The sequence below is a fragment of the Vibrio sp. GJ43-1 genome (assembly GCF_055808835.1).
In genome coordinates this window covers 1,355,049-1,376,737 of the sequence record NZ_CM147885.1, presented here as the reverse complement: position 1 = coordinate 1,376,737, position 21,689 = coordinate 1,355,049, and the positions used below count along the sequence as shown (strand labels likewise).

21 protein-coding genes are annotated in these 21,689 nt (G+C 43.9%); 6 read left to right on the top strand and 15 right to left on the bottom strand.

Annotation, left to right across the window (positions count from 1 at the left end):
- Positions 1-135 precede the first annotated feature (135 nt).
- The 5 genes from AC0L66_RS23565 to AC0L66_RS23545 form a co-directional block, all read right to left on the bottom strand.
- Positions 136-459, bottom strand: a complete 324-nt coding sequence (locus AC0L66_RS23565; protein WP_265674456.1) for a Fis family transcriptional regulator — start codon at positions 457-459, stop codon at positions 136-138.
- Positions 460-552: 93 nt separating this feature from the next.
- Entirely contained in the window at positions 553-2,145 is a 1,593-nt protein-coding gene (locus tag AC0L66_RS23560) for a DUF3360 domain-containing protein (RefSeq protein WP_473569689.1), read from the bottom strand.
- A gap of 544 nt (positions 2,146-2,689) precedes the next feature.
- On the bottom strand, positions 2,690-2,932 hold the full coding sequence (locus AC0L66_RS23555; RefSeq protein WP_473569688.1) for a hypothetical protein: 243 nt from the start codon (positions 2,930-2,932) through the stop codon (positions 2,690-2,692).
- Between the two features lie 39 nt (positions 2,933-2,971).
- Positions 2,972-3,187 (bottom strand): DUF3820 family protein, encoded by a 216-nt coding sequence (locus tag AC0L66_RS23550; protein WP_265674459.1) that lies wholly within the window; start codon positions 3,185-3,187, stop codon positions 2,972-2,974.
- 60 nt (positions 3,188-3,247) lie between these two features.
- Positions 3,248-3,565, bottom strand: a complete 318-nt coding sequence (locus AC0L66_RS23545) for a cupin domain-containing protein (protein WP_473569686.1) — start codon at positions 3,563-3,565, stop codon at positions 3,248-3,250.
- 571 nt (positions 3,566-4,136) lie between these two features.
- Here AC0L66_RS23545 and AC0L66_RS23540 point away from each other — a divergent pair.
- From AC0L66_RS23540 to AC0L66_RS23520, 5 genes are all read left to right on the top strand, one after another.
- Positions 4,137-4,679: a hypothetical protein gene (locus tag AC0L66_RS23540; protein ID WP_473569685.1), complete on the top strand. Its 543-nt coding sequence runs from the start codon at positions 4,137-4,139 to the stop codon at positions 4,677-4,679.
- On the top strand, positions 4,655-5,404 hold the full coding sequence (locus AC0L66_RS23535; protein ID WP_473569683.1) for a helix-turn-helix transcriptional regulator: 750 nt from the start codon (positions 4,655-4,657) through the stop codon (positions 5,402-5,404). The genes AC0L66_RS23540 and AC0L66_RS23535 overlap by 25 nt, the downstream gene beginning before the upstream one ends.
- Before the next feature lie 89 nt (positions 5,405-5,493).
- On the top strand, positions 5,494-6,909 hold the full coding sequence (locus AC0L66_RS23530) for a thrombospondin type 3 repeat-containing protein (protein WP_473569682.1): 1,416 nt from the start codon (positions 5,494-5,496) through the stop codon (positions 6,907-6,909).
- Complete coding sequence (locus tag AC0L66_RS23525) at positions 6,890-7,705, top strand: hypothetical protein (RefSeq protein WP_473569680.1); 816 nt, start codon at positions 6,890-6,892, stop codon at positions 7,703-7,705. Before AC0L66_RS23530 ends, AC0L66_RS23525 begins: the two co-directional genes overlap by 20 nt.
- Before the next feature lie 44 nt (positions 7,706-7,749).
- Positions 7,750-8,763 (top strand): hypothetical protein, encoded by a 1,014-nt coding sequence (locus AC0L66_RS23520; RefSeq protein ID WP_473569679.1) that lies wholly within the window; start codon positions 7,750-7,752, stop codon positions 8,761-8,763.
- Positions 8,764-8,933: 170 nt separating this feature from the next.
- Here AC0L66_RS23520 and AC0L66_RS23515 read toward each other — a convergent pair whose 3' ends face one another.
- From AC0L66_RS23515 to AC0L66_RS23480, 8 genes are all read right to left on the bottom strand, one after another.
- Entirely contained in the window at positions 8,934-9,521 is a 588-nt protein-coding gene (locus tag AC0L66_RS23515) for a DUF4955 domain-containing protein (protein WP_473569677.1), read from the bottom strand.
- On the bottom strand, positions 9,466-10,728 hold the full coding sequence (locus AC0L66_RS23510; RefSeq protein WP_473569676.1) for a hypothetical protein: 1,263 nt from the start codon (positions 10,726-10,728) through the stop codon (positions 9,466-9,468). The genes AC0L66_RS23515 and AC0L66_RS23510 overlap by 56 nt, the downstream gene beginning before the upstream one ends.
- A gap of 4 nt (positions 10,729-10,732) precedes the next feature.
- Positions 10,733-11,581 carry a methyl-accepting chemotaxis protein gene (locus AC0L66_RS23505; protein WP_473569674.1) on the bottom strand — a complete coding sequence of 283 codons (849 nt, stop codon included), beginning with the start codon at positions 11,579-11,581 and terminating at the stop codon, positions 10,733-10,735.
- Positions 11,582-11,643: 62 nt separating this feature from the next.
- Positions 11,644-12,537 carry a hypothetical protein gene (locus tag AC0L66_RS23500; protein ID WP_473569673.1) on the bottom strand — a complete coding sequence of 298 codons (894 nt, stop codon included), beginning with the start codon at positions 12,535-12,537 and terminating at the stop codon, positions 11,644-11,646.
- A 116-nt stretch (positions 12,538-12,653) separates the two neighbouring features.
- Entirely contained in the window at positions 12,654-15,272 is a 2,619-nt protein-coding gene (locus AC0L66_RS23495) for a polysaccharide lyase 8 family protein (RefSeq protein ID WP_473569671.1), read from the bottom strand.
- The gene (locus AC0L66_RS23490) at positions 15,256-15,750 is read right to left on the bottom strand and encodes a chondroitinase family protein (protein WP_473569670.1); all 495 of its coding nucleotides are present in this window, start codon (positions 15,748-15,750) and stop codon (positions 15,256-15,258) included. Before AC0L66_RS23490 ends, AC0L66_RS23495 begins: the two co-directional genes overlap by 17 nt.
- Before the next feature lie 92 nt (positions 15,751-15,842).
- Positions 15,843-17,195 carry an autotransporter outer membrane beta-barrel domain-containing protein gene (locus AC0L66_RS23485; RefSeq protein ID WP_473569669.1) on the bottom strand — a complete coding sequence of 451 codons (1,353 nt, stop codon included), beginning with the start codon at positions 17,193-17,195 and terminating at the stop codon, positions 15,843-15,845.
- A gap of 32 nt (positions 17,196-17,227) precedes the next feature.
- On the bottom strand, positions 17,228-18,157 hold the full coding sequence (locus AC0L66_RS23480; RefSeq protein ID WP_473569668.1) for a transporter: 930 nt from the start codon (positions 18,155-18,157) through the stop codon (positions 17,228-17,230).
- A 289-nt stretch (positions 18,158-18,446) separates the two neighbouring features.
- Here AC0L66_RS23480 and AC0L66_RS23475 point away from each other — a divergent pair, with 289 nt between their 5' ends.
- Entirely contained in the window at positions 18,447-20,807 is a 2,361-nt protein-coding gene (locus AC0L66_RS23475; protein WP_473569666.1) for a hypothetical protein, read from the top strand.
- A gap of 61 nt (positions 20,808-20,868) precedes the next feature.
- Here the strand turns inward: AC0L66_RS23475 and AC0L66_RS23470 are convergent, their stop codons facing one another.
- On the bottom strand, positions 20,869-21,000 hold the full coding sequence (locus tag AC0L66_RS23470; RefSeq protein WP_473569664.1) for a helix-turn-helix domain-containing protein: 132 nt from the start codon (positions 20,998-21,000) through the stop codon (positions 20,869-20,871).
- A 65-nt stretch (positions 21,001-21,065) separates the two neighbouring features.
- Positions 21,066-21,428, bottom strand: coding sequence for an antibiotic biosynthesis monooxygenase family protein (locus AC0L66_RS23465; RefSeq protein ID WP_428754227.1), 363 nt, complete (start codon positions 21,426-21,428; stop codon positions 21,066-21,068).
- Positions 21,429-21,689: the final 261 nt, after the last annotated feature.

Below are 21,689 nucleotides of genomic sequence, written 5' to 3'. Positions count from 1 at the left end.
TGTTCTTTACGCGCTTTGGGAAGTGAAGCAAGCTTTGGAGTAAAAGTAAATGTGCTAAGGAGAGCTCAGACATCGCTTTCAGGCTCTGTATCAATTTCGTCATATAAAGCCTTATATTCCCACTACAAACTCAATTCACTTTGTTTGATGACCAAACTCGCGATTTTCCTGCGTATCGTAACTGATCTGCTTATCTACGTTCTTTAGTTGGACTCCAACCTTATCAAACGCTTTTTGGATAATGCTTGCAACATGAAGCTGACCTTCTTTCATTAGAAAATTTGCTCGGTCTTGATTCGTTTCGAATACGCAAGCGATTTTTAAGCTCTGTGGAAAAGACGAGCATTTGACCGTATGAGTCACCCAAAGAAAACCATCGTAGCCTTTTAACGTATCTTCACAAACTTCGGTTAACACCTCTCTAATTTGATTTTCGATCTTCTTATCTGATTTACGCATGAAGCAAACTTCCTATTTACACTTAAAAAAAGCTGTCGGTCAATATTGTCTAAAACGATATTAGGCACTGTCGCTATTTCAAATACAAAGTATTTATAGTAACACTGAAAGTCTCACAGTGTGGAGCCTGTAACGGACGGCCTTACCTGCTGATTTCAATAACTCGTATTCAACGGCTAACGAAACGTTGGAATAATCGCCGAGTATCCCTGGTAGAAGACCAACCAACGCCATCACGCTACTTAGCACAATAAACATAATACCAGGTAGTACCCAACGGCTCATTTTACTAAGTTCACTACTACGCTCTTTGCAACCGACTAAACCTAAGTTATCCAATAGCATGGTGAGAGCCCAGCCAAATGCTGGGTTAACTAGCGCTGAAGAAAATACAACAATCGCCGCCGATTGTGTGGTTTTCCCTTCACGCGTCATTTCCATTCCAGCTTCTAGCAATGGAACAAATACCCCTACAATTAACGCAACACAAAGTACCGATTGCCATATCGCTAAATCCATTGGGTAGCCCCAAACCGCAGCTATGATACAGAACAATGCCGTTAGCAAAGCGCCAGCAGGAATAGGACGTTTAGCAATAGCCGTCAGCACGATATAAGTCCCCCATGAAGACGTAAAATTAGTGCCTCCAAGCAAAGAGCCGAACGTTTGACGAATTGAAGCCGTGGTCATGGTGTCGTCAATGTTCATATGCACTTTTTCCGTACGTTCTGGATAGCTTATTTTTTGAAACACTTGATGCCCTAAAAAATCCGGCGACCACATCGCCACTGCCAAGATAGCAAAGGGCAATACCACCATGAAGTGCTCAACCGTCGGTAAGCCTAGCATCCAGCCTGTATCTTCCCCCCACCAATACATCGGGTTCATATTGGGTAAACCAGGCTCGGTTTGAAAAGAAAACGGAGCACCCATGGCAAAAGCTAACGTACCACCTAGTAAGCAACTAAGAGGTACCGCTAGCCAGCGCTTACGAAAATGCTCCAACAAAGCATATAGAATAATAGTGCAAAAGATCACGACAAAAGCAATGTGGCTCATACCGATTCCCTCAGCCCAAGCAAACAGCTTTTTAACTTGAGAAACGGTTCCAACAAAGCCTAGGTAAAGTAATAAACCGCCACACACACCTTTGCTGGTGAGATTTGCCAACATGCTGCCACCTTTACTGATGGCTAATATTAAGCCAAAAGCGCCAATCAGCAACCCAAAAGCCATTGGATGCCCGCCTGCTGCAACAACAATAGGAATCAAGGGGATGAGTGGGCCGTGTGTACCAGCGAGGTTAGCAGTCGGTAATAAAAAACCAGAGAAAAGAATAATGAAAACAGAGGCTATAAGTAATTCATATCGAACATTTTCTAATACAAAGCCTTCATTTAACCCTAGAGCCCCGGCAAAGGTTGCTGCAATGGCGCCCACCATAACAACCTTACCAATAGTCGCCGCCATCGCTGGGATGGTATCTTCTATCTCAAATCGATAGTCTTTAAACGGCAAATTGGGACGCCAGCGTTTAGGCGCCATGATTTGTAATTCATGCTCTAAGTATTGTTCTCTGGAACCAAATTCCGATCTTGGTTTATGTTGTTGTTCATAAGAGAGCTCATCCTCATTGACTTGAGGCTTATCTGTTCGTATCTGCACGGACTCTAAAGTACTGCTCATTTTGATTCCTTTCGTTCACACTCTAAGGTGTGTTTTCCAACAAACGTTATTTACTCACTGTGCGAAGATATAGTGAGTCGTTGTCTCTATTCACTGCAACAAAGCACTCGATGACAGTTTTTATGGGCCCTTGAAATTCACTGTTAGATAAATGGAACCATTCAGCCTATTACTAAAAACCATCGTTGAAATTCAGCTGCTAGTACCTTATACCAAACGAAAAAAAACAAACAGTCTCAGATAGTTAGACATTAGTCGTAGAGTACGGCTACCAATATGACCTTTATTGTTAAATTGGTTGGAACTGAATCAGGCACTTACGTTCTTATCGGTTTCGTCACCTTCGCGAAAGTGAACATCTCTTACAACGTGTAGATAATTGAAAACCTTCGATTCAGTCACGTAAATCAGTTACGCAACGTGCAGAATGAGATCCCCTTTTTCAAGGGGATGACGGTGTTTTTAGGGATAGTTCGAGACACGCAAAGAGGCAAAAGGTATTGGGAGAAAGATAAAAGGTACTGCGCTAGGTTACAGCCTTTTATTACTTCGGCTGATGACCCGTCTTCTTAGCAAGTTTTTGCATAGCCTCGGCAAACGTTGTTGTCCTACCTTTAGCTTGAACCTGTATTATCTTGTACCCCATCTTTTCCAGCGCTTGCCGCTCTGCCAAGACAGCTTTGTCATCTGGCTGGCTACCTTCGGCAGGCTGATGAATGTAACACCCCTCTAATTGGCCATCTTCAACCAGTTGGTGGTGTTTCAGTGTATTGATATCAAAATTCATAGTGAGTCTTTTCATTAAAAGGAGAATTTCTGTGGTAGGTTAGATGCGCTTTAGAGGCTTTACTACGCTGTCTAAACCTTCTATTTTGAGTGCTAAACATAGCTTTAATAAGTCGCCTAGATCACCGCTAGGGAATCCTTTTTTATCAAACCAGAGTAAGTATTCTTCTGGAAGATCAATAAGCATACGCCCTGCGTACTTACCAAACGGCATTGGCGTTCTGGCAAGTTTAACTAAATTTTCTTTATTTAACATAATCTATTGTCTGCTGATCTTTTCCGATAATGGCGTAACGTAGTGACAGATTCGCTTACGCTAGTAAAACACGGCTAGCCAAATCGTTTTTTCTGTCGCCGATGTCGATTTTACGCGATGCTTGGTATGTGCTGGAATATTGACGTAGTCACCGACATCGAGGACGACTAATGTTCCATCATCATATTCAATGACATCGGTTCCTTTTAGAACCGAAACCCATTCATGCTCTTCTTGGTCGTACCACTCTCCTTCTGCACTCGCATGGCCATCGGAAATAATACGTTCGATACGAACGGACTTATGCTTTTGAATATCTTCAAATAGCTCGCTATTAATAATATCTGGAATCTCACTAAAAAGATTACCACCTTCCATCTTTTCACTCCAAACCTTGTCAGTTCGCGATAGATTAACATAACACTCACGTAGCCAACACTATGACGCAAACACGTTCCGGTAATTCGACTTAAAAAGTAACAGGCATAGGTACACTGTTAGTTCTTTGCCACAACGCTAGACTAAATTCCATAAATAATGGTGGTACAAACCTACCGCGCCTTTAATTCAGATTGAGTAAATCCTGCGTTGGTAAATCAACTTATCTTACAAAGTTTTGAAGGCGCGAATAAACAACATAGCCAATTTATCGAATATTTCGTGCCACTTGTTGGGTTTATCCAGTTTAACCAAGTGACAAATCAGCGTGCAGTATCGGAACCGTAAAATTCGAAGTCACAGACGAGGGTAAAGCAGTGCTGTTAGAGCGACATCACCTCACTTTCTCATGGCCGTTGTCGACTAAGTACGTTGTTCAAACACAACATGCACACCTAAGCATAACAATAGTACAAGACCTATTTCACAACGCATTTCCTTTCATATCTCAAATTTCTTTCTATAGTTTAGGTTCCGTTATTATCAATATCATCATTAAGGTGGGCAGTTCATGGAAGAAACGACCCGTTTAGACGAGCATATACCTTTGGATTCACCAGGCCGTACCAAAGATGACCACGGCTCCGCACAGTTAATAGAGGAATATAGCCACTTACTCGAATCCCTTTATTCCTCCAGTTTATCCCCGCACGGATTCCAATCTTTTTTGGATAAGATGGTAGAAGAATTTCATCTTGCTGACGCTGTGATTTACTTTGCTAGTAAATCAACTGGACAAATCTACTCCGCATGGATGGCTGGCTCTAAGGTGTCTGCCGTTTTAGAGCATATGGACAAGAATCTAAGCGCTATTGATTATGTAATTGAATATGTACAAAGCAGCCCTATCAGTCGATTTTACACGTTAAACCACGATATTGGACGCCCCACAGGGCCTGCGCGAAGTAGCGCCGTAATTCATGGGGAGAATTGGTTTGATTCACACTTCAGTGACGTTTGCGGTGCCATCATCCATCACGATGAAGAAAGCGTCGCCTGCATATTCACGCATAGGGAAAAAATCAGCCAATGTTTACGAAAAACGAGGTGTTAAAACTCGACAACTTAATGCCTCATATTAAACAGGCCTACTTGCTGTACCAGCACAACAAACGTCTATCTAATGAGACGGGGTGGGAAACGACGCTGGAACACATCCCACAAGCGAGTTTACTGTTTGGTGCTAGAGGTGAATTAATTTACTCTAACCAACATGCAAAACGACTCATTGCAAGACTCTCCGGCATCTCAATCAACGAAGATCGACTGGTATTTGATGATCTTGATTTCTCTCGACAATTTGTCGTTAATATTCTGCGAGCCGTGAGTATGAAATACACTCAGCATTCTAGTTTTGAAAGCATGTCCTATTGCGACAATAATAGCGAACAATGCACACTCGTGTTCACACCGATCATCGGCGCTGAATCATCGCAAGGATCCATCGTATTCTTGCTCGATAAAAGCCACACCATTCGACTGAATCCAGCCCTACTTCATCAGCTTTACCAATTAACTGAAACAGAAATTAAAGTTTGCGAATACACCGTTCGTGGTTTTAGTCGCCAAGATATTGCTGAACAGCTTAATCGATCGCCGCATACGATAAAAGACCATTTAAAATCCATCTACTGCAAGACGGGTACAAGAAAACAATCTGAGCTTATTGTGACTATTATCACAACCTCCAATCTCGCCTCCCCCCCACTTGGGGGTAATTACCTTCCACTCATTGCTTCCAACAACATTGTTTCATTTACTAATACAACCTTTAAATAGCCAAGAAACGCTGGCTATTTACTTGGACAAACAAATAGACAACGTCAGATGAGCTAGGCATAGACCCTACATTGGAAGTGAGGCTTAACATGAAACAACTTAAATCGGCACTGGCACTATCGATTGTGGCAGTGCTTGCGGGCTGTGGAGGCAGCGATGATGATGTTGGCGCCAGTAATGGCTCCAGCTATAACGTCAAAGCGATTGATGGATACCTAAATGGTGCGCTTGTATGGCTCGACATCGATGGAGATGGACAACAAGATGATGGCGAACCACACGCAGAGACATCAGGTCTTGGTGACGCGACGCTCGATTTGACGGATGCCAAAGACCCACTAGGCAATCCAATTTCCGATCCAAGTAAATATCCCGTTGTTGTTCGAGCAATTCGAGGCAAAACGGTGGATGTTGGCGATGGTAGTGGCAATCAACCAATACTTGAAGATTACGTCATGTCTGCTCCCCCTGGGCAAGCAGCCGTGACCCCCTTCTCTACTTTAGTTCACGTTAAAGTAAAAAATGGCCATTCTCTTGATGAAGCCAAACAACAAGTCGCCTCAGATTTAGGCGTGCCAGAAGAAGAACTTCTAGGTGATTTTTATGAATCTGGCTCCGAGAGCACGAAACATATCGCCCAGATTATTGTTAACGCCAAAGTGCTACCGAAAAACACAGAGCAACTCCAACAAAACTTGTCTGGTGATACGTCGAATCACGATGTCGACGGTTTGCTCACTCAGCTAAGCGACGTTGTTCAAGACGAAAGTTTCAATCCTGAAAGCGACATCGTTGTGGTTGATGGCAATGGATTAAAAAAAGCAGCCGATACTGATAGTGATCTTGATGGTGTTCCGGATGCACTCGATAACTTTACAGATCCCAATCCAAACGACTACCCAGAAAATTATGTCTCATCATGGGATGACATTGATAATGATGGTATTGGTGACCGGATGGATCCCGACATCGATGGTGACGGAGTCACCAATGATCGAGACTTTATGCCCTTCGATTCCCTAGAAAGTAATGATAACGATAATGACGGTATCGGCGATTATACCGATACCGACGATGACAACGACGGCGTCCTAGATATATCAGATGCCGATCCCTTCGATCCTACTATCGGACTCTCTGATATCGCAAAACTCATCACATTCTTTGAATCCTACGATACCGTTTACTCACTATGGGGAAACAATGACTATGACTCACCTGAAGCCGACAGAGAAGCGTTTGGTTTGGATGTCATTGATGGCAATCCCATCGCGACGTTCACACAATCTGATTACTTAAGTTACGATGACAATGGCCAAAGCACATGGGAGAGCATATCTGATTTAGGCTCCGAGGTGCTTTTAACCAGCACCGGCTGGAATGAAATTGGCGACGATGCCTCTCTTGCTTATGACGGTAGTGATTGGACGATCACAGTGGGATCACCGGAAGGGCTCAACGCTCAATATACTCGGCGTCGGTTCCGTGACCTCATTGAGCGGTGACAAGGTCACAACTATTGGTGACTATTGGCCTTATTTGAATACCAACACTCTATTTTCTGATGATGCTCAAGCGCTCACCTTTTCCCTTGTAACCCAACAAGATAATTATTGGCTTGATGACAGCGCAGTATCCAATATAGGTACAACACCCACCGATATATCAACGCTTGTCAACGCACAAGCTACCAGTTCATCGCAAGAATCTTCACCTAATGCCGCCCTGTCCGTCATCGCACTCAATGGCGTATTCATATCAGAGGACATTATTGTCGAGTTGGTCGAAACCGAGACCGAAAAGCTGGCGTACTACTATCGCTTTGTCGCTCCGTTGACGGCAGAGCCTATAAGTTACGACAGTTCGGAACTCGTCACTTCAACGTGGAACCGTTCGACCATCCACAACGTTGAACTTTTCGAGCTCGCACTTCCGGCCATTATCCGTAATAAAATCAACATCGAGCAAACGACATTCATCCTCTCAAACTACGATAATGCGGTCTACATAGGCTGGAAAGACGAACATCAAGTAGGAGGAAGTATTGCGTCTAACTTCACGTTGTTAAATGAGACGGCACTAGATGACTATCAGGCAAGTCTGCGAGCAGAATTTAATTGCCGTATCGGTGATAGTGAACAGAGTAACTCGGCATTTTCGGACTATGCGCCTGCATTAGAGCATTGTGGTGGCGCCTTGCCAATAACAGAGAACCTCCTATTAACCCATAGCTTCTATCGAACTCGTGGTAGTGGTGGCAGCCGTGAATACTTTTTTCTGACAACGGCACCGCTGTCGTAGTTAAAGACGATGACCTAAGCAACACGTACCAAGTGCAGTGGGCATTGGAAGATAATCTTGTAACCATTACATTTGACGATGGAGGAACATGGATTTGGGCAATGGTCGATCAGCATGAATCCCGTGGTGCGTTTAAATTTTATGAGACTTGGTCTGAAAATGGACAGACTTTTCAAGAAATCTGGTCTGATGATATCACGCTCTATGAAGACAAAGTGCTGTGTTCATTTGAGTCTGATTCCATCACCTCAGCAGAGCAATTTAGCGCTGCCGCCGAGCGTTACCACTCTTGTAGAGCAGACAATAAACTGTCTATTCAGGCCGCTGATATCGATCAACTGGTTTTAGCCAGTAGCTGGCGAGAAGGCAACGCCAGTGACGTTTTTGTGATGTCAGATGATGGAACATTGGATGGCGTATTCAATGGTATATGGGACGGCGTTTATGACTGGTCGCTCCAAGATCACAACATAATTGAAATATCCCATCGCAACAGTGAGTTTGTAGAAGTCCGCATCGCGTTGCTAGCTGACAGTCAAAATGGCTATTTAGTCGCCGATTACTGGTCTGGCGATGATGATGCATCTGTGTATGACCTTCACAGCTTGTCATCAGAGAATAATTGCGATATGAGTAACGACGACACTTGGAATGACGAGGAGCCAACAAGTACGTCTTCAGCTACTGAGTTTGAAAACCAAGTCGAAGGATGCATTGATACACAAAACTTTAATAGCCGTGTCTATATGCCTCGATTCGCTGATGATTTAGTCGAAGACAGTCGAGTGCTGGTAATGGAACGCCGTGATATGCACGATGACACCGTTGTGTTCAAAATGGATGATGACACGGGATTATCTGGGGATGCCTTGCTTAAGTCTGATGATGAGTGGTTGCTGGGAACTTGGGTACTTAATGATGATGAAAACCCTAGTTACACCGTGACGATCATCAATGGTCTCGACACCTATCAATTTACCTTTTATACCGTCGACGTGATGTCTGAAACGTTTGTCATTAAAACCTTTGAACAATACACTGAGCTGGTCAAGTGCTAACGAGATTAACGGAGACACTGGCGCAATCGCGACATGGCAGGTTAGATTCAAAGAAGATGACTTAGATAACTATACATTTTCCAGTGATTAAACGGCAACGTTAGCTCAAATCATAAGCCCCACATGTGTCTACGTCTAAAGAAGTACACATGAGGGGTTTATTAATTTCCCTATTCAACCCACTCCGGTAAGTACCCTAAACGTTGCTCCAGTTGAGATTGATACAGAGACTCCGGAAAAACTCGACGACCATCAGACTCTAACCAAGCTTGTGGTTGATCAGGCAACCATTCTTTGTAACTGGCCTCTCCTTTTTTAGTCGCATGCTTAGAATATTCCTGCATGGACGCAAACGTAATAGGACTGCCATGATTACCAATCATATACGGCGCGATTAAGCGGCCATATTTGGATTTACTCGACATCATTTCAAAGTTTGTTTGCGGCGCGCCGATGTGCTCAAAATTCCAGTAGGTCAGCCCTGCTAAATGATTGGGTAAGTTACTAATAGCTGCTCCCCAGCGAGACGGTATCCAACCCCCTTTTAAATTATCAAACAAGTTAATACGCGGTTGCGCACCGTGTAAATCCGATGACGTCGATGCGAGATAACGGGTTCTCAAATGCACATTAGATGACGCTCTATGGGAAAAGCCAGGCGCATGCCAGGCATTAGACTCATCATTCACATCCATCGACAAGTTATTGAAAGACGCATTGAACTGCAGTGATAAGTGACCGGGCGTTCCTGTAAGCAAAACATCTCTGACAGTAGAATAACCGAGTTGCGCTTAATTGAACCCCTGCATTGAAGTCAGCGAGCGTGACCTGTTTCACCCAGCCATTCACCACGTTGTTTAACTCCAGTAGGCTCCAGGCGCTATCGTGGATGGTGCCGTCTTTGCTTCTTGCGTGGTGTTTAAATTTTTCCTGCCAATTACCTCTTAAGGTTAAATGTTCAATGCCCACGTTTTCAATGGGCTCGTACGCTTCAACCAACCACTTGTCTTGGGGATCGATATCTATCTGTACAGGTGCTTTGAACACCAACACATCCCCTTCAACTTCGGTGATTTGGTGATATTCAACAATGTTTAAGCTACGGTTTATTGCCGTCCATGACGCCTCTAATTGATAGGGGTAAACCTGTTTCTCAATGATCTCTTTTCGAGAAATTTTACCACTTAGCCGTACCCAATCACCCGCCTCAAAGCCTTTGGTACTTGATAACGTTATCGATTTGCTTGCTCCACCAACGAGCGAAGCGATCACGCGACTGCTGTGCGTGCCTTTACTATTCCCTTCAAACTTAATAATGCGCGGTGTGGTCCACATTTTACTACTATCAACAGGAAGTAATGGCTGGGACATATACAATTCTGTCGCCGTTTGTCCCATACCTCTTAGCACGATATTACTGCTTCTGATCTTAATAGTCTGACCATCTAACACGTCTAATTTTGACGCTGGATCAATGCTAGTCATGTCAGAGGCTTCGTTAATGCGATAACGACCTGCAGAAAACTGGACGATCGCTCCCCGTTCAGCCTCCTTTTCGACATACCGTTCAGCTTCAGCGACTGCCCTCTTGATCGCTTGCTTATCACTCTTACCGTCATTGGCGTTTGCGCCATAATCGTCGACGAGGAAAATTCTGTACCCGGTTGCTTGGTCATATTGGATATTTTCAGCGGTAAACGAACTCGCCTCATGATTCACCAACATCCTGGTGGGGATCGGTTTTTCGCCAAAATGATACCCAGCATAAGAAAAGTTATTCAGTACCGGTTTATTGGTGTTGTTTTCTCCAGAATACAAATCACTATTGTGCTGACGCGTTGCCAAGTAATGTTGCCAATAGTCTGACACTAATACGTCATCCGCGATGGCAGTTGTAGACAAACATAACAGGCTAACGCTCAATAAGTTGGGTATGCTTTTTAATTGTTTTTTATTATCCATCATAGCCCTAACCTATCGTCTTAAAGCGACTGACGTGCTGATTGATCGCCTCTTGCGCATTGGATAAATCGTCGGTGCCATCTCTTAAACGTTTTGCCATATCTGATGTATTGTGTGAGATGTCCACGATAACTTTCATACTATCGTTGAATGACTCGGCGGTTGAACGCTGCTCAACAACGGCTGATGAAAGGTTAATGGTTTGCCCAGTGACATTATTGACGCGTTCTAATACTGCTTGAATTTGCTCTCCTACGGCTTCAACTTGCTCTTTTGACTCATTCGCATACCCCTGACTACTCTGCATAACGGACACGGTTTCCGTTGCTTTGTCTTTCAAGGTCTGAATTATCTGTGCAATTTCGGTGGTGGATTCTTGTGTTCTCATTGCTAACAAACGAACTTCGTCTGCTACAACAGCAAATCCTCGCCCTTGCTCACCCGCTCTCGCCGCTTCAATAGCTGCGTTAAGCGCCAATAAGTTGGTTTGTTCTGAAATACTGTTGATCACCTCAAGAACCGAGCTGATGTTATGTGTTTCTTGCGCCAATGATTCGATACTAGCTGAAGCATGGTTCACCGCCTCATATAACTGCCCTGTCACGCCTATTGTTTGCAACGTACTTTGATTACACGTTTCTAGTAATGACTGACTCGTACTGGTGTCCTCCGCTACTTGCTCGACCGCTCGACTTATTTCTGAAATCGTCGCAATCATTTGTGTCATGGCACAAGCCATCTGCTCGCATTCTATTGCCTGTTGCTTAGAACTGCTTTCATTGCTATCAGCCATGGCGATGATGTTCGAAGACGTTGTATTCAGAACTTCAACTTGGTTTCTAACGTCACCAATCATACTTCGAAGTGCCGAAACCATACGATTAAGCGAATGGGATAATGTACTCAGTTCGTCTGAAGCTAGGTGACTTTAAGCTCATGAAACAACTCGCCACCCGCAATTTTTTCGACTAGGGTATGGGTTTGTTTTAACGGCACAGTTAATGAACGCCAAAGCACGAAGCACGTCAATATACCCACCACAAGCGCGATGATTGAAACCGATGTACCAAGCAACATACTGGTGTTCTTATTGCGCTCCATCTGTATGGTCACTTCTTCAACAATCAGTTTTGCGTTGTCACGAACTTCGGCAGCAAAGACAAGCATCTCTTCACGAGATTCCGCCGACTGCTTAATTAGCTGCATTAACGCATCAAACGTTTGAAGATATTGTACGCTTGTCACGTCACTTATCGCTTTTAGTTCAGCCGATGCTTCTGCCCATTGTTCCATGTTGGAATCATCTAAAGTCAGGACCACTCTCTCTCGCATGTTACTCAAATGGGATACTTTTAACGTTTGTTCTGCTGAAGAGATGGATTGCAACCACGCTTGTTCAATATCGATTAGATTTTGGTTGAGCTCATAAACGTTAAGAACGAGTTGGTTAAATTGGTTAAACTCTTGTCCATATTTGACATTCGCAGTTTCGAATTTTTCAACATAGTCACGATACACGTCGTCGGAGAGTAAATGCTTGCTGGCAATAAAATTATCTAGATTGAACTTATGCCAACGGTTGAAACGCTCGGCATAGATCGGGTCCCTTGTGCTCACATAGCTGTTTTCCAATACTTGCAGACCAAACACCTCGCGTGCTCCGACGTTCGCAAGATTAAGCTGTGTGACGTTTTGATCATACTGCTGTCGACTGTATATTCCCTCAATAAGCATGCTGATAATAAAAATAATGAGCAGACCAAAGCCAACGATAAGCCGCTGCGCAAACCCTAACCTAGCTAGTGTGAACATGTTAACGTCCTAATAGTATGTAATGTAAAAAACAGCAAGGAGGCTTAAACCACCTTGCTGTTTGAGTCGTATTGCTGTTTGAAACGAGTCATTGGTTGAAACGTGTCACTGTGTGGTTATTTCGTTTTCTGCAGAGTGACCTGTTGCGGTATACCGAAGTAGCTCTCAAAGCTCAATCTGGTGGTATTACCGGAGTGTGATACGGTCACTTTATCGTTGGCGATTTTGGCATCCCAAAGACCTTCAATGTCAATACGAACCGCGGTAGGCTTCGCCTCGGTATATCGCGTCATATTGAGATCTGGTGTCACACCGCTGACAACCACTTCATCATCGTTGACCACTCTCGTCATAATGATGGCGGGTTGGGCGATACTTTTTACCAACTGGTTATCGAAGGAAGTAGATTCAAATGCGACATAGCCCGTCGTTTGTGTTTTAGCGTCGTAGGTCACATGCGCGTTTCGGTCTGCTTGAATAACGCGGTAAGGTTTGACTTCACTTTGTAAATCGCTCGCTAACGCTTTCATTTTCTCTGGTGTTGCTTCAAGTACCAGTAAATACTCGTAGGCATCGCTACTTGGGTTATTGCCATGGTCAATCCATGCACTCGCGAAATGTCCTTTCGTAACAGCGCGAGTCTTGTTGTGAGCAGATTTTTGTTGCTGACGGCGCACCTCAACTAACGAATCACTGACCACTAAATACCCATTACCTTGCCCATCGATTAGCCAGTCACCTTGCCCGATCTGTTGCTCAAATGACGGCGTATCAATCTTCACACCATTGATCCATATCTCGTCGGCTTTTTCGGTAATCGCATGCTGGAATAACGTCGTTTCTACGTTATATGGTGATGCATTTTTAGAGATATCACTACCGAGCATAACGATTCGGTCATCGATCGCGAACGTCGTTTTACGGCTAGTAAAGCTGCTGTCGAACTTCGCCATAGATGGCGCATCGAACTTAAAGCCAAACATGCCATATTTGCCATCAATATGAGATGCGCCACTAAATGGTTGGTTACCGCGTAACATTAATGTATGTGAGTTTGGGCTATCTAACTCTTCCAATGGTAAGTGAATCGTGGTTGCTCCCGGATTACGGTTCCAATCCCACCCTTCTTCCACAAAACCAATAGCTTGCTGCTTTCCATATGGAACCACTTGTACCGCACCGTGGCTTTGGTAGCGGCCATATCGGTTATCTCGATAGTAGATTTCAGATGACCAAACATTACTGTTGTAGCCCTTCATCGTCACCATTTTGTCGTGGTAGCGATGGATACCAAATGCACCACCATTAAATGCCCAAAAGCCCTGCGGCAACGTTGCGGCTTCGACTTTTTCACCAAACAACTCTATAGAGTCTGCCGTTGATTGTTGAGTCATTTGCAAGTAGGCAGCGGCAAGTTGATGATCAACAGGTGCCTCCGTTTCTGGGTTACCAGACATCGCAAGCCAACGATACGACTCACTCATATGGCGCAATTCTGGTGGGTTAAATGGATGGCGGCCCGATAGACCAATACCAACTTGAGGGTTACTGTATACCCAAGCAGACAGCATGGCTTTTTTCAGTGCTGCACGCCCAGTATGACTGACACTAAATGGAGTACCATCTAGAATGTAAACCAGTTGAGCGGCATTGGTGAATGCGGGGAACGAGTAACCAGGATAGTTACCTTCATGTCGCCACGCGGTACCATCGGGTCTTAACCCGTCATAACCACCCGGTGGGGTTTGAGAAAGCGCAATATTGATGTAATTGCCAAACTTCTTCAGCAACGCAACCTTTCGATCCTCATTAGGTTCTAATAGGATTAACGCCAAATGTTGTAACGACAGCGTGTTAAAGTAATCCAAGTCCGAACTTTCCGGCCCTGCAATCATATCGAAGTTGGCTTTAAATTCTCTTGAATACCAAAGTAAAGCGTCAAAAATAGGCTGTTGCAGCTCTTGCTCTGCTAATACATCAGACATCAGCATAGCCGAAATGTACCACCAGCGAGACCCGTAGCCCCAGTGGTGAGTCGTGACAAGTGAACTACCATGGACGAAACCCTGATCCATCATATGAAGGGTCATGTTGACGTACATTTGTTCTAGCTCTTGCTTCTCTGTCTCAGAGTCTGCAAGCAGGCGATATCTGGCGACATTTAACATTAGGCTCGCGTAGTCATCAATATCAACATACTCTTCAAACAGCTCCTTATCACTCGCCTTCATAAACTGCGGCTGATAAATAACTTTTTGCGGGCGTGTAATGATGTGTCGCCCTGTAATGTGGCCTTCATCGTCGATATTGATCGACAATTCTTGATACTTTTCTCTAATGTTATCGACAGAACGAAGATCGGCATAACCGCGCAAATTTCTCGCTTCAACAAAGACTTGAGTCAACGAATCAGAGACTTCTTGCGCAGCAAGCAACTCTTCAGATGTCGCCGTCGGTATTTCTGCTGCTAGCCCGAAATCAATTTCTGGGATCACGATACGAGTTTTAACTTGATCATCTGACCATTGGTAACGTGCGTCATCCACCGACAACATAATACGGTCGATATAGAATGCGCCAGACTCAACACTTGACGGCGCTAAGAATCGGATACTATCCATATCACTTCTTGGTCCACCGAGAATCGCTTCACCACCCGCGCCTTCACCTTGCGCGCTATCGGTAATACTCACGCCTTCAACTTCGCGCCCTTGAATATCATTTTGTAATGACACACCAATTGTTCTCCAATACGGTGAAGTTCATGTTCACTTTAAAACCAGCATCACCCGTCGCCTTTCCTCCAAGGCCTCGCCCTAGATCGACAACCATATAATCATCGACTGGAGTTTCGTTATATACCCAAAACGAAAGTACTTGAGTTGCTCGACGACCCCATGCTTGAGCCGCTTCCGTGTCGGTAATCAATCGAATAGGTTCATTTACCAGCAATGTACTGCCCGATGTCCAATCCCATTTCAATGAATGCTCACCTAGAATATAGCGATCATCACTCAGTGTTATCGTTGATCCTTCACCTGCAGACACGCCTGCTGGGATAGACTGATCAAAAGAAATAATTTGTGACTCCATAACCGGAGCCAATTGTTGTGTTTGCTGAACGCGTTCTACAGGCGTGAATTGCGAACAACCTGCTGCACCAAATAGGAACGAAAGCGCAATCGATATTTGCGTCAATTTGGTAGAAAACATAAAGAATGAATCCTTATTTGAAAAGTGAAACCGCGGTATCGATGTGCTCTACTGAAAAAATAAAGCACACCATCGCGGTTTCAACCTATAGGCTAGAAACGATATAAAGCACTAAGTGCGACAGAGACATCTTTATAATCATCGACTTGGTAGTAATTCACACCACCATTCATTGACCAAGCTTGACTCATTTGTAGCTGAGCATTCAAGCGCGCTTCCAACATATCGCCACCGACCTGATTTCCAACAATCACAAAGCGTGAACTTGGGTCATCGGCAACTAGACTCGCACTCGCACGAACCCTTTCATCATTAAGATCGGCGTAATACATCATGCTAAACGTCGGAGTTAATAGTCCAAGTGTCGTACTATAACTTTGATGTAAGTTGACGCCAGCCCCCAATTGCGAAATAGAGTACTGTTGACGGTCATATCTTAAACTCGCTGGCGAGCCAGTTTCTTGATAATCAGTATGTCGATACCATTGATATTTATAAGAGACCTTAGGTTCAATCATGAAATAATTCAGATCGAACATCGCACCCATTGTATATTGAATACCAAAGTTATAGGCATCGTAACTTGCCGTGGCATTCGTCTCGCCTTGATATCCAGAGGACGCACCAATAACACGTTCGGTGCTATTCATATTTCGGCCAAAGTTAACGTTACCGTCTATAAACATGTAATCGTTGTACCAGTCAGCATACATCATGGTTTGTAAACTTTCCACTTCCTTTTTATTTTGCGAATTCTTTATATCAATGTCAGATTTAGAATATGCTAAAGAAAACCCAAGCATATTGATATTGTCAAACGCGCGGTCAAAGCCAATATTCAATCCATAATTGTTCATTGAATATCCATTGACATTTCCTTGGCTTGCTTTATCACCAGCGCCGCCAATAAAACTTACCCAGTTATTCCAATAGGTACTTGGGTTACCATAACTTGCCCCACTTCTAAGCAACCCTATTCGCTCATTCGCATTGGCCCTCATTTTATCGACCAATAGCAACGTAGCCATGATCTCACTACCCTCTGCGTCTGGGGTAATTTCACCAGCAAGACGAGCTGCTGCTTCATCACTACTGCCGACTGAAGCAAACAAGTCGAGTAGCTGCTGTGACACTTCAGACCCATTAGCTTGGTTATCTAAAGCAAAGTTAAGCATATAGTCAGCGACAAACAATTCACTGCCTGAAGCGCCACCTCTTGCAGCTTGAGAAATAAATTCATTCGAGTTGTTCGCCTTAGCGTTAACTAAATTCTCATTAGCGTTAACTAAAAATGCTGTATTATGCGACACAACTTGGTTTTTATTATACTCATCAAACCCTTGAGTAGACGAAAGAGAAGTATCCGCCATTACATTAAATGAAAGCGGCGATATCGCAAAGCATACTGCCAATGTGGTTTTATTAAAATTAAATTTGGAATTCATAATAACTCTCGAAATTAGGTAATGAAAATCAATTAAAAGCTAGCTCTTACACCTAACTTTAAATATTTAACTCGAAGATCATCTTTTCCTAAATCGAAGTTTTCTTTATATTCGACATCTTCAATGTAATATTCCGCTGTCAAGCTGACTGAGTCAAAAATTGGGTAGCTCATTTGCAGTGCGTAACGAGATACTTTATTAAGTGCGACTGTTCCATCAAGCGCGGCACTTTCATACCATGTATGTTGATTTCCCCAACCAATCGCTTGTCGTATGTATGGCGAGAAAGTAAAGCCATTGTCCGCTCGATAGAAGTAATAAAGGCGAACTTGCTCACTACTTTTATCATCTGATAGCCCCCACGTTTCGCCTTTATCGCTCCGAACCCCATTGTTATAATAGGATGCCGTAACACGACTGTTTGGAGTAAACGAATAGCGAATACCTGGCTCTAGCTCCCATTGTAGATAGTCTGATTCTCTTGTAATACCTTGGCTTGCGTTAGTATCTGATTGTCTTTCTATCCCGCCCTTCAAAACACCCCATAACGACCAGCTATCAGCAATATCGTGGATATAGGTGACGCCAGCTTTATAATGGTCGACTTTCGTTCTACTGTTACTTTCAAACGAAGTCACATCTTGGCGGATATTGAGGTGTGGTTGAATCCAACCCTCGGCATAGCGGAAGCGATACGCCGCTTGTCCTTCTGTCCGTGTATAATTTTGGTTTGTTTCGTGCGTCCTATTTCTATACCCCAAGGTGTAATACCAGTTCGAGCCATCGGGATTAATACTCATATCAAGCCTTGGCCCTGCGTAATTATAAGTCGTTCCGTAGTCGCCTGATTCCCACGATAATGTCGCATTCACTCGTGCAGCCTGTGCACTTAAAGGGATCATGCACAGCGCTAAACTTATGCAACTAACTCGCACCGACGGTGAGAAGAATTTGGTTTTCATTGTGACCTTACCATCCTATGTTAACAATCTCACAAAGTTTCACTTAGCCCATAAACAAAAGGCATCGAAAGTCAGAGAACTATCAATTAGTTGTAAGTTAACGTCAACATGTGACAACGAAAGAAATGCGCAAGATCACGGAACATATCGCAAGCACATGAAGCTCATCACACTTTCGAATTACACCACTTTGACTTGCAAACTCTTTCACTTAGCCTTTATGAAAATAAAACACGCCTTCATCGAAAAGTAATGAAGGGGAATGTATGATTACCAATAGGGAAGACTAATGAAACTGAGATATAGCGCGATAGCTTTAGCAGCCGCTACTGCTCTGTCTGGATGTAATTCTGAGAGCAACGACGCAAGCGACAATAATGGCCAAGCATGGATACCGCCTAGTGCATCTAACGTCGTATTAAAGGGAGATCCACTCGTTGGATCAACATTAACCGGGCAATATCAGTTTACTGATGCTAACCATACTCCTCGCCCAGAGGGCGATAGTCTCTACGCTTGGATGCGCCAAAACGCTCAAACCCCTTATGTAAATGATAGCGTCATCGGTAATGACCTGACTTTGCCACTACTACCAGAGCACGACCAGTCTCACGTTTACTTCTGTGTTACACCAGTAGCTGACGGCACATCAAACACCGTTGGTGATCAGGCCTGTTCCGCGCCAGTGCTAATAGACGCACCTGATAATGGCGAAAAACCTGAAGCATCAAATGTCACGATCGACAACACCTCTCCTACGGTTGGCGATCCCCTAGAAGGCAGCTACGATTATTACGATGCGGACGGAGACTTAGAAGCGGCGTCTGAATTCGAATGGCAACAAAACGGTACGCCAATTAGCGGCGCTGACACCAAACAATTCAATGTCACCAACGTACAAGAAGGCAAAACACTGTCTTTCTGTGTGACTCCAGTATCAGAAAACCCAGACAATACCCCACACTATCCAACGATTGGCGACAAAGTCTGTTCTGCGGTTACCGATGTTGTCCTTCCACTAACCGGTGATGCGCCAGTCGCTAACAATGTCGATATTGTCGGTAATAATACCGTAGGTTCATCGTTGGTCGGTGAATATGACTATACCGATGCGGATGGCGATCTTGAGGGCAGCAGTCAGTTAGTTTGGAAGCGCAACGATACACCGATTTCAGGCGCAACCTCTGAAAATTACACGATTGAGTCTGCTGATAAGGATCAAAGTTTAACGTTCTGTGTTACTCCTGAAGCATTAACAGGTCTTCCTACTACTGGTACAGAAACCTGCTCAGCACCAATGACTGATATTGGCGATCCCGTAGGCGATGTTCCAACCGTTACGTTAAAAACCATCACCAGTGATAATGATGTGAATCACACTATCCTTGGTGACGTATTAACTGCGGGTTACGACTATACGCCTTCGTCTTCCGGTAGTGCTGATAACTCAAGCGCCGTATGGAAAGCCGAAGATACGGTTATCAACGATGTTTCATGTACGACAGGCTCTGATTGTACAATCACTGTCAAGCAAGAGCACATTGGCAAAGCGCTAAGCTACTGTGTGACGCCAAAAGCCAACGACAGTGTTGCAGGTACTGAGCAATGCACAACTGGCATCAAAACATTTGGTATCGATTTCTCAGGTAAACTTGAATTTGGTCAAGATGTAACCGTTACGACAAACGGCTACACCGTGAATGCTATTTCGTGGAAAATCGATACATCAAACAGTGAAGGCCCAGCGGGTGACTTAAGCCGAACTGAAGTTGCTACAGGTACTACGTACACCATTGGTGGCGAAATCATCGCAAAAATCACGCCTGAGTTTGAAGCGACTAAAGGTAATAACAACGGCGTGGTTGATGACAATGACTGGCATAAAGCAATGGCTGAAAATGTCTTCCCTGTAGATGAAGCGAACTCAGCGCAATATATCGGTAAAGAATTAGAAGTCTGTATCGACTCTGTAGAAAAAGGTGAACAGTGTTTTATCGCTTCAGAGCAAAGTGATATTACGGGAGGTGTCTACTACGACGAGCTCGACGTAACCAAACGCGCGATTGAGCCAGCTCGCCAAGTCGTGTTACGCCATTCAGGCAAAGCTGTGGCTTTCCACCGTCCCCTTTCTGCGGCTGAATCCATGCTTAAAGATCAGGTGGGGTATGGTGCGAATCTACCAGACTACACAAGAACTCAAACTGTGAATGGCATTCAATGGGCGGTATATTCAGCAGAAGTTGATGCAAATAAAGTCGCACTCAATGCCTGTTTAAACCTAAAAGACGATTCAGCTTGGTTCCTTCCAAGCAGCCGAGCAGATAGTTCTTACAAGGCCAACATTTATGTTGACCAAGGTAATGCTGCACCTGAATTTAACTACTTGATGCGATTAACAAAAATTGCCCAAAATACGGCAGAAGGTCTAGTTGGTCGAATAGAAAAAGATGGCACTGATTACCATGTTTCTCCAATTTACGGCTGGCCAATTAACGGCGAAGGCGGTACTGCAATGGCTTACTGGAGTGCATCGCAAACAAACTCTAACACTGATACACTCAATGCCGTTCAGTTCTACAAAGATGGTTCATCAGGTAACAACTCTATGTCTAACTGGCGCTATGTGTCTTGTGCACAAGTCGCCAACTAAACAAACTTAATGATTACTTCATAATAAAACAAAGGGGCTTTTTAGCCCCTTTATGCATATCCTACGACTTCACTTCGTAAACCAAAATATCACCCGGCTGACACTCCAAGACTTCACATATTTTTTCAAGCGTACTAAAACGAATTGCTTTCGCCTTACCATTTTTAACAATCGACAAGTTTTTCTCGCTCACCCCAACAAGTCACCGTACTGAAGAACATGGGTTATAATCAATCGGTGCAACGTCAAAAAGGCCGATTATTGGCGAACAACCTCGTATAACGCAGGGGCGTTAACTACCCCTTTTGGTGCTACAATTCCGTTCTCACGAAAATACCTACGCATCTCGTTCGTCGCTTGTTCAAAACTGGTGTCAGACTCCCACACAGCGACATTAACAAATTCAAAAGTAGAACCTTGGGTAATAGACTGATGAAGATTAGTTGAAACATAACCTGGTTGATCTTTCAAAAAATCTCGTGCCGTTTCCCAGAATTTTAGGGCTTCTTCACTTTTACCCTCAGGAACAGTAAAGGGATTAATGAGCACCACTTGTGCATAGGTAGTGAATGGAAGTAATAATGTAGCGGTTAGTAGACCGAGTGATTTGCATTTTTTCATTATGAGCCCTCTTTGAATTAAAGAAATGATATATGCAAAAAGTAGCGCATTAAAGGTTTCATAACTCACTAAGTTGTAAGAAAGTTATAATCCAAGGTTCGCTTGTATAGCCACTACAACAATGCCATCTCTCATAGGCTTATAACACAAGACGTTGCTATGATGTGATTCAGATTATACGAACCGTCACGCTCCCGCCCCGAAATTTAGCCATATGGAAAAATCGCTTAGAACAATCTCGTAAGGACACCATATCAGCAT